The sequence below is a fragment of the Bradyrhizobium sp. HKCCYLS3070 genome, assembly GCF_051167575.1.
Lineage (GTDB): Bacteria > Pseudomonadota > Alphaproteobacteria > Rhizobiales > Xanthobacteraceae > Bradyrhizobium.
This window is the reverse complement of record NZ_JBNPTI010000005.1, coordinates 445,096-458,562: the sequence shown is the minus strand read 5'-3', so window position 1 is coordinate 458,562 and position 13,467 is coordinate 445,096. Positions and strand designations below refer to the sequence as shown.

Below are 13,467 nucleotides of genomic sequence, written 5' to 3'. Positions count from 1 at the left end.
CGCATGACCGATTTTTCCAGGACCCGATCGCTCTTCACGATACCTGAAGGGGTCATCTATCTCGATGGCAATTCGCTCGGCGCGCTGCCGTCGGCCGTGCCCGCCCGCGTTGGCCGCATGATCGAAGCGGAGTGGGGACAGGAGCTGATCCGCGGCTGGAACACCGCCGGATGGATGGTGCAGCCGCGCCGGGTCGGCGATCGCATCGCCCGGCTGATCGGGGCCGCGCCCGGCACGGTCGTGATGGGCGATACGCTCTCGATCAAGGTGTATCAGGCGCTCGCCGCGGCGCTGTCGCTCAATCCGGGCCGCCGCGTGATCCTGTCCGACAGCGGCAACTTCCCGTCCGATCTCTATATGGCGCAGGGCCTGGTCCGCATGCTCGGCGACCGCGCCACCTTGAAGGTGGTCGAGCCCGAGCAGGTGGAGGCGGCGATCGACGACAGCGTCGCAGTGCTGATGCTGACCGAGGTGGATTACCGCACCGGCCGCATGCACGACATGGCCGCGCTGACGAAGAAGGCGCACGCGGCCGGCGCGCTCGCGGTGTGGGACCTCGCGCATTCCGCCGGCGCCGTGCCGGTCGACCTCGCCCGCGCCGAGGCCGACTTCGCGGTCGGCTGCACCTACAAATATCTCAATGGCGGGCCCGGCGCGCCGGCCTTCATCTATGTCGCGCCGCGTTACGCAGACATCGCGCCGCCGGCGTTGTCCGGCTGGATGGGGCACGAGGCGCCGTTCGCCTTCGATCTCGACTACCGCCCCGGCGGCGGCATCGAGCGCATGCGCATCGGCACGCCGCCGATCATTGCGCTCGCCGCGCTCGACGCGGCGCTCGACGCCTGGGAAGGCGTGTCGATGCAGGACGTGCGCGCGGCTTCGATCGCGCTGTCGGAATTGTTCATCGCCGAGGTCGAGAAGCGCTGTCCGTCGCTGACCTTGGCGTCACCGCGTGATGCGACGCAGCGCGGCAGCCAGGTGTCGTTCCGTCACCCGGACGGCTATGCGATCATGCGCGCGCTGATCGCGCGCGGCGTGATCGGCGACTTCCGCGCGCCGGACGCGCTGCGCTTCGGCTTCACGCCGCTCTATATCGGCGAGGCCGAGGTGCGCGGCGCCGTGGGCATCCTCGCGGAGGTCCTCGACAACAGGCTGTGGGACAGGCCCGACTATCGCCAGAAGGAGCTCGTGACGTGAGCAGCGCGCCCTACGATCCCGCCACCGAAGGTGCGCGGATGAACTTCAAGGGTCGGATGTCCTATGGCGACTATCTGATGCTGGATCGCCTGCTCGATGCGCAGGCGCCGCTCTCGACCGCGCATGACGAGCTGCTGTTCATCATCCAGCACCAGACCTCCGAATTGTGGATGAAGCTCGCGATCCACGAGATCAAGGCGGCGATGGCCGCGATCGCCAAAGACGACGTGCAGCCGGCGTTCAAGATGCTGACGCGGGTGTCACGCATCTTCGAGCAGCTCAACGGCGCCTGGGACGTGCTGCGCACGATGACGCCGAGCGAGTACACGTTGTTCCGCGACAAGCTCGGCGAGTCCTCCGGCTTCCAATCGTTCCAGTATCGTTCGATCGAATTCCTGCTCGGCAATCGCAATCTCGCGATGCTGCGCCCGCATGCCCATCATCCGGAGCTGACCGCCGAGCTGGAAGCGATCCTGGCGAAGCCCAGCCTGTACGACGAAGCGCTGCGGCTGTTGGCGCGGCGCGGCTTCTTCACCGGCGCCGACGGCCAGCGCACCGACTGGCGCGGCACGCGCGCTGAGAGCGCGGAGGTCGCGGCGGCCTGGACCAGCGTCTACCGCGATCCGCAGCGGCATTGGGAGCTGTATGAGCTCGCCGAGAAGCTGGTCGATTTCGAGGATTATTTCCGCCGCTGGCGCTTCAACCACGTCACCACGGTGGAGCGCATCATCGGCTTCAAGACCGGCACCGGGGGCACCAGCGGCGTCAACTATCTGCGCAAGATGCTGGAGATCGTTTTGTTCCCCGAACTCTGGAAGCTGCGCACCGGGCTGTGAGCCCGCGCGCACATCAATCCGATCAGGAGATCCTCATGCTCTATGCCGTCAAGGACTGGGACAACGCTTACGCCAACGGCCCGAACATCGCCGGCGGCGAGCGCTGGCCCGGGCTGTGGGTGGCGCCGGCGGAGAGCTATCGCGCCGACATGGTGGGGCAGGGCCGTGCCAAGCTCGACATCGCCTATGGCGCGCATGACCGGCAGCGCCTCGATCTGTTCCTGCCGGAGGGGGCGCCGAAGGGCCTCGTCGTGTTCGTGCATGGCGGCTATTGGATGCGGCTGGACAAGAGCTTCTGGTCGCATCTTGCGCGGGGGCCTATCGCGCGCGGCCATGCCGTGGCGATGCCGTCGTACCGGCTGTGTCCCGAGGTCGGCATCGCCGATATTTCGACGGATGTGGCGCAGGCCATCGCGCGCGCGATGGACGAGGTCGCAGGTCCCGTGGCTTTGACTGGCCACTCCGCCGGCGGCCATCTCGTCAGCCGCATGATCTGCCGTGGCGCGCCACTGCCGCCCGAGCGACAGGGGCGTATCACCAGCGTGGTCTCGATCTCCGGCCTGCACGATCTGCGCCCGCTGCAGCGGACCGCGATGAACGAGACGCTGCACATCGACGACGCCACGGCTGCGAAGGAGAGCCCCGCGCTGCTGGTGCCGATCGATCACGTCAAGGTCACTGCCTGGGTCGGCGGCGCCGAGCGCAACGAATTCCGCCGCCAGGCTCAGCTGCTCGCCAATATCTGGACGGGGCTTGGCGCATCCACGGCTTATGTCGAGGCGCCGGACCGGCACCATTTCGACGTGATCGACGATCTGGCGGATGCGGACAGCGCGTTGATGACGGCACTGGTCGGATAGGATGTCGGTGCCGCCGTTCGCAATTGCAGAGACTGCTGGTCGAGAGTGAGCCTGAAGCGATGACGCCTGATCAGTTCGTCAAGGTCTTCGATGTCCTCGACGCGGGTTTCATGGCCTCGTGGATTCCCGCGACCGGCCTGCTCTTCATCGTTCTGACCGGACTTCTCGCGGCGCTTCCCCGCGGGCTGCAAGCTCTAGGAATTCCGTATCTCCCGAAGTCGAATGTCGTGCGCTATGGCCCGGTCGTGTTCGCGACGATTTGGACCGTTGGGGCCTTTGCGTTGACCTTCGTCCCCTATCACCGTCATCACAGGCTGGCCGCGAGCGGCGAATGCCGGATGGTCGAGGGGCCCGTCGAGCAGTTCACGCCGGGGCCGCTCGCGCGGCGTTCGAGCGAGTCGTTCACGGTGTCGGGCGTGCCGTTCCAATATTCGGACATGGATCTCATTGAGGGCTTCCACGCGACGGCGGCCCGCGGCGGCCCGCTCACGCCCGGTGCTTACGTCCGGATTTGCTACGACCCGTCTGACAGCGTGATCCTGCGCCTGGAGATCCGCGGCTTTGCCGGACCCGTGCCGAACCAGGTCGGACGTCCATCTCTTCAGCCTCACGATCCTCCGTCTGCGGCTCCCACCCCGGTCGATCTGCCGTCCTGGCTGGCGCCTTTGCTGTTTGGCACTGTGATTTTCGACCTGATCGCAATCATGGCCCTCTACCGGCCCTATCTCGGAGCCTTCCTGCGGATCGGGCGGGAGCGGGATCGATTTGTTCTTCAATCCGAACTGGCGGCGGGCAGGAGAGTCAAGCTCAGCACCTGCACCGTCTACTGGGACGAGAGGCATCGTGTGATCTGGCTGCGGCCGCGCGGATTGATTCTGATTCAGATTCCCCTCGTCGTCGGCAGGCTGCATGTCGACGCAACCGAGCGTTCCGTCATCGGGTGGGACATCTGTCTGGCGCCGGCGAGCTGCATTGCTGTCGTGGTGGTCGCAGCCGGCTTGTTCGGTCCGGCGCTCGCCGCAGTGGGGGGCCAGACCTGGTCCTTGCCGACGTTGCTCGTCGGCGGCTTGATCGGGCTTGCGCTCGTTGGCTTGAACGTGGCCGCGTTCCGCTCCCGTATGCGGGCCTTCTTGCGGGCAAGCTTTCCGCAAATCGCCGTGCCGTCACCGCCGACCGTATGACAGTGCTAGCGCGGCTGCCGAGCGTCCGCCCAATGAGAGCGTTTGTCACGCCTCTCGCCAGGTCTAGAGTGCGGCGGTGAGCAGGCGTCGCGCTGTCTTGAGGCCTTGTTCGTCGCGCTTGTAGAAGGTCCAGCCCTTGGCGCGCTTGGCCTTCACGAGCCCTGCGGCCGTCAGCACGCGCATGTGCTCGCTAAGCGTCGGTGCCGACACGCTGAGCTTGTCGGCGATGAAGAGCCCGCAGACGCCATCCTTGACCAAGTCACCGTCGCGCTGCGGCGGGAAATGCCGCGCGGGATCACGCAGCCATTCCAGGATCTGCAGCCGCTTGTCGTTGGCCAGGGCGCGAAACACGAGGTCGGGAGCCATTTTGTAACTTTGCCAATTAGCTAAGCTATGTCAAGATGCGCAGGAGAGGTGCGGCATGTCGGAAACGTCCACGGCGTTTACGCGGGAGCGGATCGCCACGACCCACGAACTCATCAGGCCCCATGTCCGGCACACACCGCTGATCACGATCGCGGGCGGCGACGTCGGTCTCTCGGCTCGCCCGTTGCGGCTCAAGCTCGAATTCATGCAGCATGGCGGCTCGTTCAAGGCGCGCGGCGCATTCGCCAATCTCCTGATGCGCGAGGTGCCCGAAGCGGGCGTGGCCGCGGCGTCGGGCGGCAATCACGGCGTCGCGGTGGCGCTGGCAGCCCAGCGTCTCGGCCGCAAGGCGGCGATCTTCGTGCCGAGCATCGCCTCGCCGTCGAAGATCGATCTCATCCGGCGTTGCGGCGCGGATATTCATGTCGGCGGCGATCGCTACGCCGATGCGCTTGCTTCGAGCGAACGGCATGTTGCGGCCACGGGTGCGATGCCGATCCACGCCTTCGACCAGCCCGAGACCATGCTGGGGCAGGGGACGGTCGGCTTGGAGATCGAGCGCGACGCGCCCGAGATCGACACGCTGCTGGTTGCTGTCGGCGGCGGCGGACTGATTGCCGGCATCGCCGCTTGGTATGAGGGGCGCGTCAAGGTTGTGGCGGTGGAACCCGAGGGTGCGCCGACGTTGCGCGACGCGCTGGCGGCAGGGCATCCGGTCGATGCGCCGGCCGGTGGCATCGCCGCTGACAGCCTCGCACCGCGCCGGATCGGCGCGCGGGTGTTTCCCATCGTCCAACGCTTTGCCGCGCCGGATGTCGCGGTCGTCAGCGACGACGCCATCCGCGCCGCGCAGCAAGCGCTCTGGACGGCGTTGCGCATCGTCACCGAGCCCGGCGGAGCCGCGGCCTTTGCCGCGTTGCTGTCCGGCGTTTATCGTCCTGCACCGGCCGAACGCGTCGCGATCTTGATCTGCGGCGCGAACACCACCGCCGTGAATTTCGAGAATTGAGGAAAGGGTCGACGAACTTGCCGTGGTAGGAGCGCGCGACGCGTCGGGCCCCCGGACCTCCTCATCGCTCCGCCACCGCATCGCTCCAGGCGTGGAAGATTTCCGTCGCGCCGCTGTTCACGTCGCCCTGGCGCAGCACGATGCTGGGGCAGGCGAACTTCATCGGCATGGTTTGCACCGGCGCCGGCACGGTCTCGAACTTCGCTGTCAGCACGTCCATCACCTCCGCCGGCAGCCGGGTGTCGGCGCCGACCACGTCACCTTCGCTGGCGTCGATGCGCGGCTGGTGGATCGCCGTATCGAGATCCATGCCAAAGTCCATCACGAAGGACAGCATCTGTGCCACGGCGGGCAGGATGCGGCGGCCGCCGGAGGCGCCGAGGGCGAGGCGACGGCCATCGGCGGCCTGCGCCACCACCGGCGTGTAGTTGGTGAGGCAGCGCTTGCCCGGAGCCAGCGAGTTCGTCGTGCCGGGCGTCGGGTCGAACCACATGATGCCGTTGTTCATCATGATGCCGCTCTGCGGCGCCTGGAATTTCGAGCCGAAGCCCGACAGCAGCGTCTGCGTCACCGCCGCCATGTTGCCGTCGCGGTCCACCACCGAATAGTGCGTGGTGCAGGCCGGCGCGAGATATTCGGCGCCGAGCGCGCGCTTGCCAGGCGCATCGCCCATGTCGTTCAGCCGTTCGCGGTACGCCGACTGCACCGCCTCGGCATAGGCGATGAACGTGCTTGCATCCGGGGCCTTGCCCGATGCCGTCACGCGCGCCTGCATCAGCCGCAGCGCGTGAGCCAGCGTCGGGCCGGCCGTCAGCTCCGGTGTCGCGAACACCGTGCCGCCGCGATAGGGGATGCGCAGGGGATCGCGGACATGCGCCTCGAACGCGGCGAGGTCATCCACCGAGAGCGCGCCGCCGGCGGCCTGGATGTCGCGGGTCAGCGAGCGGGCGATGTCGCCGCGGTAGAAGTCGCGCGCGCCGGCGCTGGCAAGATGTGCCAGCGTCGCCTTCAGCTGCTCCTGCGGCAGCCGCGTCACCGCCTTGGCGCCCCATTGCGGATTCGGCGGCAAGCCATCCTTCAGATAGGCCGCGGCGCTGCCGGGATAGCGGCGCAGGTCGGCGGCGCAGCTCGAGATCATCACGGTGGTCCACCAGTCCACCAGCAAGCCCTCGGCGGCGAGCTTCACGCTCGGCGTGACGAGATCCTGCCACGGCAGCCGCGCGTAGCGGCGATGCGCCGCCTCCATGCCCGCGACGACGCCGGGTACTGCGATCGCGCCGGGGCCGTGCAGATTGCGGTCGTCCTTGACGCGGGGCCAGGGAAAGATGTCGGCCGCGACGCTGCCGTCATTGGCCAGCGGATAGTCCGCGGCATCAAGGCTGTCGGGCGCGCGCATGCCGTAGTCGATCACCTCGACGTGGTTGTCCCTGGCGCGGTACAGCAGCATGGCGCCGCCGCCGCCGAGGCCGCTCATCCACGGCTCGAGCACGCCGAGCGCAAAGCCGGTCGCCACCACGGCGTCGACGCAGTCGCCGCCTGCGGCCAGCACCTCGGCCCCGACCTCGGCGGCGCGCCGTGACTGCGCCGCGACAATGCCGCCCTTGCTGGTCACCGCCGGCTTGCGGATCTGCTGACGATTGGAAAACTGATACGGCATGGCACTCCCCGATCCCGCCTGATGGTCCGGCGAATTGACACCGCCGGGCCTCGGCACACAATCGGCAACAGCGGGACGCTCCCCAGCCCGGATCGAATGACGGGGCCTCGCGTTGAGGAGATGTTTACCAATGGGTACTATGGTCTTCGGCAGACCAGATCGATCTCGATCAGCGCGTCATAGGCGAGACCGGTGACGCCGACGCAGGTGCGGGCCGGCAGCCGGTCCGGCGGGAAGAATGAACGATAGGTTTCATTCATCGCCGCGTAATCGCGCTTGAACTCGGTCAAGTAAATCCGAGACATCACAATATGTTCGAAGCCAAGGTTAAGACCTTGGAGGATGTACTTCAAGTTCTGCATCACCGCCTTCGTCTGATCCACGATCCCCTCCGGCAGCACGCCCGGCGCCTCCGGCGAGTCCGGCATCTGGCCGGTGACGAACACGAAGCCGTCGGTTTCGACCGCGTGGCTGAACGGCGCCACCGGCCTGGTCGCACCGGAGATCATGTGGAACTGCATAGGGATGGTCCTTTGTTCGGGGCTCGCTCGAAACACAACAACCGTCGTCATTGCGAGGAGCGAAGCGACGAAGCAATCCAGGGCCGAGCGTGACGCCCTGGATTGCTTCCGCCTTCGCTCTTCGAGCTTCGGCGGACAAGTCGCTTCGCTCGCAATGACGGAATTCCGGGACGCGGCGATTGGATCGAGAGTCAGCCCGCATCCTCGAACAGCCGCTTGCTCAGGATCGCGTGCACGCCCCAATTGCCGTCGACGACCTGCGTGACGCCGAAGTCCACCGCCGCCGACATCAGCGCGACCGCCTCGTCCTCGCTGAGGCCTTTGATGTGCATCAGGAAGCGGCGCATCTTGCGGAAGGCATCCTTCATCGCGAGGTCGAGCGAGGAGGTCGCGTAGACCTCGCTTTGGCCTTGCGCGCCGAACTCGGCGAGATAGTTCGGGTGGCTGAAGCCGGTCAGCACCCAGTCGGTCGCGGTCTCGATCAGCGGGTAAGAGAGATCGGCGAACGGCTTCCCCGCGAGCTGCGCCTTCTTGTGCAGGATGACCTGGAACGTGCCAGTCATCGAGCATTCGATCGCCGTGCCGCCGAGCTCGCCGTCGCCTTGCGTGGCGTGGGGGTCGCCGACCGACAGCAGCGCGCCGGGAACCGCGACGGGGAGATACACGGTCGCGCCCTTGCCCAGCCGCCAATTGTCAAGATTGCCGCCGAAATAGGACGGCGGAATCGAATCGACGAAGTCGACCTCGCGCGGCGCCACCGCGATCACGCCGAAATGCGGCCGCAGCGGAATGCGGATGTTGTCGAGCACGCCGTGGCGGCGCTTGATGCTGCCGGGCGCCACCGGCACACCGGGATAGTCGTAGGTCGCGTGGACGACTCCGGCCGGATCGGTCTGCGGCTCCCAGCGGTAGGAATAGAGCGCGCGCGCATGCGGCTCGGGATCGCCGGCAAAGATCTCGTAGATCGTCACCGCCTCGCGCGGCGCTGGTGCTGCAATCAGTTCGTTGTAGTGATAGCCCCACCACGCCGCGACGCTGGAGCCGAACACACGGCCTTCATGCGTCCTGCTCTTGCTTGGCCGCGGCACGATGTCGAGGATGCGAACTTCGAGCACGTCGCCGGGCTGCGCGTCCTTGATCGCGACCGGGCCGGTGCAGATGTGGACGCCAAAGCCTTCGCCGGCGCCGCGGCCGAACACGCTGGCGTCCATCGGACCGGCGCCGCGGCGGTCGACGTTCTTCTTGGCCTTGGTCCAGCCGAACACGCTGAGCGCAGCGGCATCGCCTGCGATCATCAGCTCGGGATCATCGGAGGCATGCTGGGTCAGCGTCTCCACCGTGATCGTGTCGCCGGATGCGATTTCGATCTGCGGCGGCAGCGAGCGGCTGAAATAGCCCCAATGCACCCGTTCGGCCGACACCGCGAGATGATGGTGATGCCGCCGCGCATCCTGGTCGTTGGCCGGCGCGGGTAGGGCGATGTCGCTCCTGGTTGACGCCGGCCTCTCGCAGACGCGCTGCTGCGCCAGCGCGTCCTGCGGCCAGCCGCGCTGGCCGCGCGGAGTCGCCGACGTGATCGCCTGCTCGGCCTTCTGCTGCCGGAACTCGCGCGGCGACAGGCCGAAGCGGGCGCGGAAGCTGCGGCTGAAATGTGCCGAATCGGCGAAGCCGTAGCGATAGGCGATCTCCGAGATCGAATGGTTGGCTTCGGCCGGATTGGACAGGTCGGTCCAGGCCCGCTGCAGCCGCCGTTCCCTCACGTAGTGACTGAAATTATCACCAGCGCCTTCGAACAATTTCTGCAGATAGCGCTCTGAGATGCCTTCGGCCTGGGCCACCCGCGCCGGCGTCAGCTCGGCATCGTCGAGCCGCCGCTCGATGGTCTGGCAGATCCGGTGAAGGATCGCGGCCTGCGTCGCGCTGCTGCCGGCCTCCGTTGCCGGCACCGCTTGTTGATGGGCGAGCGTCAGCAGCAGATCGACCAGGCTCTGTGCGACCGTGCTCCATTCGGCATCGCTGAGGGTTTCGAGCGCCCGCGCGGTGGCCTCGATGGTGCGGCAGACCACGTCGGCAAGACCGCTCGGCGCGATCACCTGGGGCCTGGCCAATTTCAGCTTGCCGCTGATGCGGCCATGCAGGGCGTCCGCCGTCACCGACAGCACGATCGCGCGCAGGTCGCGCTGGAAGGCGATCCCCCAGTCTCCCGTGCGCGGCAGCAGCATCAGATGCCCCGCGGGCACGATGCGGTGGCTGTCGCCGCTCCGGAGCACGGCGCCGTCCTCGATCGCCAGCAGCACGATCGGCAGGTCTTCGTGGGGCTGCGGAACCGCAGTGACCACCTGCGCGCCGGCCGACAGCCGCGAGAGCGCGATGCCCGGCGCATGGCGATGCGAGGCGGTGGCATGGCCATCATAGAATGGCGTCTTCGCCGCGGGCTGCAGCCCGACCGCATTCAGCACGTCGCGCCACGCCTCCGGACGCTCGCCCTCGGAATAGGATTCGCTGGTGAACGGACGAAAACTCATGGCACGCCCCGGGTCCGGGAACGCGAAGCAACCCCCGTGCCAGATGAGCTTGACCGTTTGTCGTTTTGGCATCGGCGTTTCGGTGCGCGTCAGTCGTCGGCTCCTGGTGTCGTTGTCGCTGTCGCCGCGCGCGCGGTCTGTTCCCCTCCCCCTTGCGGGGAGGGGTTAGGGGTGGGGGTCCACAGCGGCGGTGTCGCTTGGGGCGCCCCCACCCCGACCCTCCCCCGCAAGCGGGGGAGGGAGCGCACCTTGCGCTGGGCGAGAGGGTGCCCGACGTCGACCTCACTCACACCGGAACACGTTCTTGCGGATCGTGCCATGCACGCCCCAATTGGCGTCCACCACCTGGGTGACGCCGAAATCGGCGCCGACCGACAACAGCGAGATCGCCTCGTCCTCGCTGAGATGATGCACCGTCATCAGGAAGCGGCGCAGCTTGCGGAAGGCGTCGCGCATGGCGCGGTCGAGGCTGGAATGGTTGGCGATCTCGGTCTGCGCATTGGCGCCGAGTTCGGCGAGATAGTTCGGATAGGTGAAGCCGTAGACCGACCAGGCGTCGTTGGTCTCGAGCAGCGGATGTGTGAGGCCTTCGAGCTGGGTGCCGCCGAGATCGTTCTTCTTGTGCAGGATGAACTCGAAGTCGCCGGTGAGCGAGGTCTCGATCGCGGTGCCGCCAAGCTCGCTGTCACCTTGCGCGGCATGAGGATCGCCGACCGAGAAATAGGCGCCGGGCACGGCGACCGGATAGTACATCCGCGCGCCCTTGCCGATGCGCCAGTCGTCGATGTTGCCGCCGGTGTAGCTCGGCGGGATCGAGGACACGTAGTCGGCTTCCGATGGCGCGAGCCCCATCGTGCCAAAATGCAGCCGCGCCGGCACCTTGATGCCCGGCATGATGTTCTCGCGCTTCCTGATCGTCGCGTGGTCGACCGGCACGCCGGGATAGTCGATGGTCGGATGCACAATGCCGTCGGGGTCGGTCTGCGGCGTCCAGACGTAGTTGTAGACCGCCCTGGCGAACGGCTCCCCCGCGGTGTCCAGCTCGTAGATGGTGATGACCTCGCGCGGCTTCGGCTCCTCGATCAGGTCGTGATAGTGAAAGCCCCAATTGGCGGCGGCGTTGGAGCCGAAGCATCTGCCGGCATGGCAGCCGCACTGGCTCGGCCGCGGCCTGATGTCGAGGATGCGCACCTCCAGCACGTCGCCGGGCTCGGCGCTCTCGATCGCAACCGGGCCGGTGAGCAGATGCACGCCGATGCCCTCGCCGGAGCCGCGGATGAACGGGCCTTCGGTCGGGCCGGAGCCGCGCCGCGCGACGGCCTTGTGCTCCCTCGTCCACTTGAACACGCTCTCGGCGCCGGGATCGTCCTTGATCATGCGCTCGTAGTCGTCGTTGGCGTGATGCGTCAGCGTCTCGATCGTGGCGCGGTCGCCGGAGCGCAAGGTGAGAGCCGGTGTCACCACCTTGGAAAAATATCCCCAATGGATGGTCTTCGGGGACACCGGCAGCAGATGGTGCTTCATACAAGGGCCTCATGAAAGATCGGACGCGAGATTGTTGATGTTGACGTGAAGGATGAACTCATGCGACCGCATCCTTCGGCCGCTCGGCGTCCATCACCGAGAGGAAGCGCGCAGTCAGCGGGTGACGCGGATTGGAGAGCACCTCGTGCGCCGGACCCTGCTCGAGAATGACGCCGCCGTTGAGGAAGGCGACGCGGTCGGCGACCTCGTCGGCGAAGCGGATCTGATGCGTGGAAATGATCATGGTGAGCCCATCGTCGATGGCGAGCCGGCGGATCACCTCCAACACCTCGCCCACGAGCTCGGGATCGAGCGCTGAGGTCGGCTCGTCCAGCAGCAGCACGCTCGGGTTCGGCGCCAGCGCGCGGGCAATCGCCACGCGCTGCTGCTGGCCTCCGGACAGATGGCGCGGCAGCGCATCGGCGCGATGCGACAGGCCGACGCGGTCGAGCAGCTCCGCCGCGCGGCGCTCGGCCTCGAAGCGGCCCAGGCCGTGCACCCAGCGCAAGGGACCTGCGACATTTTCCTTCGCGGTGAGATGGCCGAACAGGTTGAACTGCTGGAACACCATGCCGACGCCGACGTTGGCGCGCTCATTGGCGATCGCGCGCGGCGACAGCTTGCGGCCGGCCTCGTCAAAGCCGAGCTTGCGGCCGCCGACGCGGATCTCACCGGAATCCCAGTTCTCCAGGTGATTGATGCAGCGGAGCAGCGTGCTCTTGCCGGAGCCTGAGGGGCCGAGCAGCGCGATCACCTCGCCGATGCGCACGGTGAGATCGAGCCCGTCGAGCACGGTGTGGCCGTCATAGGCCTTGCGCAGCCCGGTGACCTCGACGGCGACATTGTTGCGGGCGACCGTCGCCGCGCGCCTGGCGCGATCCTCGATCGACAGCGCTAGCCGCGGCGTTTCTTTCAGTTCGGCGGGCTCCGGCGGCGCGGCCTCGATGGCAGGGGCTGTTTTCTCGGCGAGTTCCAGCTTCGTCGCGTGGCCGATGCGGCGCCAAGGTAGCAATAGCGCAAGGTAGTCCGCCAGCTTGCGCTGCTTCGCCGTGCGGTCGAGATCGAGCAGCCATTCCAGCGCGAGCTGGATGACGCTGATCGCGCCGGTCAGCACGAGATAGATGAGACCCGAGGCGAAGAAGATCGAGAAGAAGTCGAAGGTGGACGACGCGAGCTGCGTCGAACGCAAGGTCAATTCCTGCACCGCGATGACGGAGGCGAGCGAAGAGTTCTTCAGCGCGCTCACCGCCTCGTTGCCGAAGGCGGGGATCATGGTGCGGATCGCCTGCGGCGCGATGATGCGGCGCATCAGCACTGATGGCGTCATGCCGAGCGCCTGGCCGGCCAGGAGCTGGCCGCGATCGACGCCGAGCACGCCGGAGCGCAGCATCTCGGCGATGAACGGCGCCTCGTTGCAGGCGAGTGCGAGGCCCGCCGCCAGCACCGCCGGCAGCTTGATGCCGATATGCGGCAGCGCGTCGTAGGCGAACACCATCTGCAGGATCAGGGGTGTGCCGCGGAAGATCACGGTGTAGCCGCGTGCGATCGCCGCCAGCAGCCAGAACCGGCTGAGCTGCATGGCCGCGAGGACGAGGCCGAGGATTAGTCCGCCGATCAGGCCGAGCGCGGTGACCTGCAGGGTCAGCTCGATGCCCTGTATCATGTACGGCATGCTGAGATAGTGCAGGAAGAGGGACATGAGGGGGCGGCCTGCTGGATGCGTAGGGTGGGCAAAGGCGCGACGCGCCGTGTCCACCGTGGTGTTCGGGAAGAAATACGGTGGGCACGCTT

Annotated in this window: 11 protein-coding genes; 5 read left to right on the top strand and 6 right to left on the bottom strand. The window is 67.1% G+C overall.

What is annotated here, in order from left to right; translation table 11 throughout:
* The first annotated feature begins 3 nt into the window (after positions 1 to 3).
* From kynU to ACQR03_RS19660, 4 genes are read left to right on the top strand one after another with little or no spacing between them, the layout of a single operon-like run.
* On the top strand, positions 4 to 1,197 hold the full coding sequence (gene kynU, locus ACQR03_RS19675) for a kynureninase (RefSeq protein ID WP_316187101.1): 1,194 nt from the start codon (positions 4 to 6) through the stop codon (positions 1,195 to 1,197).
* On the top strand, positions 1,194 to 2,033 hold the full coding sequence (kynA, locus tag ACQR03_RS19670) for a tryptophan 2,3-dioxygenase (protein ID WP_315754423.1): 840 nt from the start codon (positions 1,194 to 1,196) through the stop codon (positions 2,031 to 2,033). The genes kynU and kynA overlap by 4 nt, the downstream gene beginning before the upstream one ends.
* A 35-nt stretch (positions 2,034 to 2,068) precedes the next feature.
* The gene (locus ACQR03_RS19665; protein WP_315754421.1) at positions 2,069 to 2,893 is read left to right on the top strand and encodes an alpha/beta hydrolase; all 825 of its coding nucleotides are present in this window, start codon (positions 2,069 to 2,071) and stop codon (positions 2,891 to 2,893) included.
* Between the two features lie 59 nt (positions 2,894 to 2,952).
* Positions 2,953 to 4,074, top strand: a complete 1,122-nt coding sequence (locus ACQR03_RS19660; RefSeq protein ID WP_315754419.1) for a hypothetical protein — start codon at positions 2,953 to 2,955, stop codon at positions 4,072 to 4,074.
* Between the two features lie 63 nt (positions 4,075 to 4,137).
* Here ACQR03_RS19660 and ACQR03_RS19655 read toward each other — a convergent pair whose 3' ends face one another.
* Entirely contained in the window at positions 4,138 to 4,440 is a 303-nt protein-coding gene (locus tag ACQR03_RS19655) for an ArsR/SmtB family transcription factor (RefSeq protein WP_315754417.1), read from the bottom strand.
* A gap of 55 nt (positions 4,441 to 4,495) precedes the next feature.
* Between ACQR03_RS19655 and ACQR03_RS19650 the strand changes: the two genes are divergently transcribed.
* Positions 4,496 to 5,449: a threonine/serine dehydratase gene (locus ACQR03_RS19650; RefSeq protein WP_315754415.1), complete on the top strand. Its 954-nt coding sequence runs from the start codon at positions 4,496 to 4,498 to the stop codon at positions 5,447 to 5,449.
* Positions 5,450 to 5,510: 61 nt separating this feature from the next.
* Here the strand turns inward: ACQR03_RS19650 and ACQR03_RS19645 are convergent, their stop codons facing one another.
* The 5 genes from ACQR03_RS19645 to ACQR03_RS19625 all read right to left on the bottom strand — a co-directional run bounded on the left by ACQR03_RS19645 (position 5,511) and on the right by ACQR03_RS19625 (position 13,375).
* Positions 5,511 to 7,106, bottom strand: coding sequence for a gamma-glutamyltransferase (locus ACQR03_RS19645; RefSeq protein WP_315754412.1), 1,596 nt, complete (start codon positions 7,104 to 7,106; stop codon positions 5,511 to 5,513).
* Positions 7,107 to 7,243: 137 nt separating this feature from the next.
* A complete protein-coding gene (locus ACQR03_RS19640; RefSeq protein ID WP_316191448.1) occupies positions 7,244 to 7,627 on the bottom strand; it encodes a RidA family protein in 384 nt (127 codons plus the stop codon).
* A 191-nt stretch (positions 7,628 to 7,818) separates the two neighbouring features.
* Positions 7,819 to 10,152, bottom strand: a complete 2,334-nt coding sequence (locus tag ACQR03_RS19635; RefSeq protein ID WP_316184122.1) for an acetamidase/formamidase family protein — start codon at positions 10,150 to 10,152, stop codon at positions 7,819 to 7,821.
* A gap of 282 nt (positions 10,153 to 10,434) precedes the next feature.
* On the bottom strand, positions 10,435 to 11,676 hold the full coding sequence (locus ACQR03_RS19630; protein WP_315713577.1) for an acetamidase/formamidase family protein: 1,242 nt from the start codon (positions 11,674 to 11,676) through the stop codon (positions 10,435 to 10,437).
* A gap of 58 nt (positions 11,677 to 11,734) precedes the next feature.
* Positions 11,735 to 13,375 (bottom strand): amino acid ABC transporter permease/ATP-binding protein, encoded by a 1,641-nt coding sequence (locus ACQR03_RS19625; RefSeq protein WP_316193643.1) that lies wholly within the window; start codon positions 13,373 to 13,375, stop codon positions 11,735 to 11,737.
* Positions 13,376 to 13,467: the final 92 nt, after the last annotated feature.

Bases quoted from the DNA above. Each gene is read 5' to 3' on its own strand.
- ACQR03_RS19640 (WP_316191448.1), bottom strand. From the start codon at position 7,627: ATGCAGTTCCACATGATCTCCGGTGCGACCAGGCCGGTGGCGCCGTTC.
- ACQR03_RS19635 (WP_316184122.1), bottom strand. From the start codon at position 10,152: ATGAGTTTTCGTCCGTTCACCAGCGAATCCTATTCCGAGGGCGAGCGT.
- ACQR03_RS19660 (WP_315754419.1), top strand. From the start codon at position 2,953: ATGACGCCTGATCAGTTCGTCAAGGTCTTCGATGTCCTCGACGCGGGT.
- ACQR03_RS19650 (WP_315754415.1), top strand. From the start codon at position 4,496: ATGTCGGAAACGTCCACGGCGTTTACGCGGGAGCGGATCGCCACGACC.
- ACQR03_RS19630 (WP_315713577.1), bottom strand. From the start codon at position 11,676: ATGAAGCACCATCTGCTGCCGGTGTCCCCGAAGACCATCCATTGGGGA.
- ACQR03_RS19665 (WP_315754421.1), top strand. From the start codon at position 2,069: ATGCTCTATGCCGTCAAGGACTGGGACAACGCTTACGCCAACGGCCCG.
- kynU (WP_316187101.1), top strand. From the start codon at position 4: ATGACCGATTTTTCCAGGACCCGATCGCTCTTCACGATACCTGAAGGG.
- ACQR03_RS19645 (WP_315754412.1), bottom strand. From the start codon at position 7,106: ATGCCGTATCAGTTTTCCAATCGTCAGCAGATCCGCAAGCCGGCGGTG.
- ACQR03_RS19625 (WP_316193643.1), bottom strand. From the start codon at position 13,375: ATGTCCCTCTTCCTGCACTATCTCAGCATGCCGTACATGATACAGGGC.
- ACQR03_RS19655 (WP_315754417.1), bottom strand. From the start codon at position 4,440: ATGGCTCCCGACCTCGTGTTTCGCGCCCTGGCCAACGACAAGCGGCTG.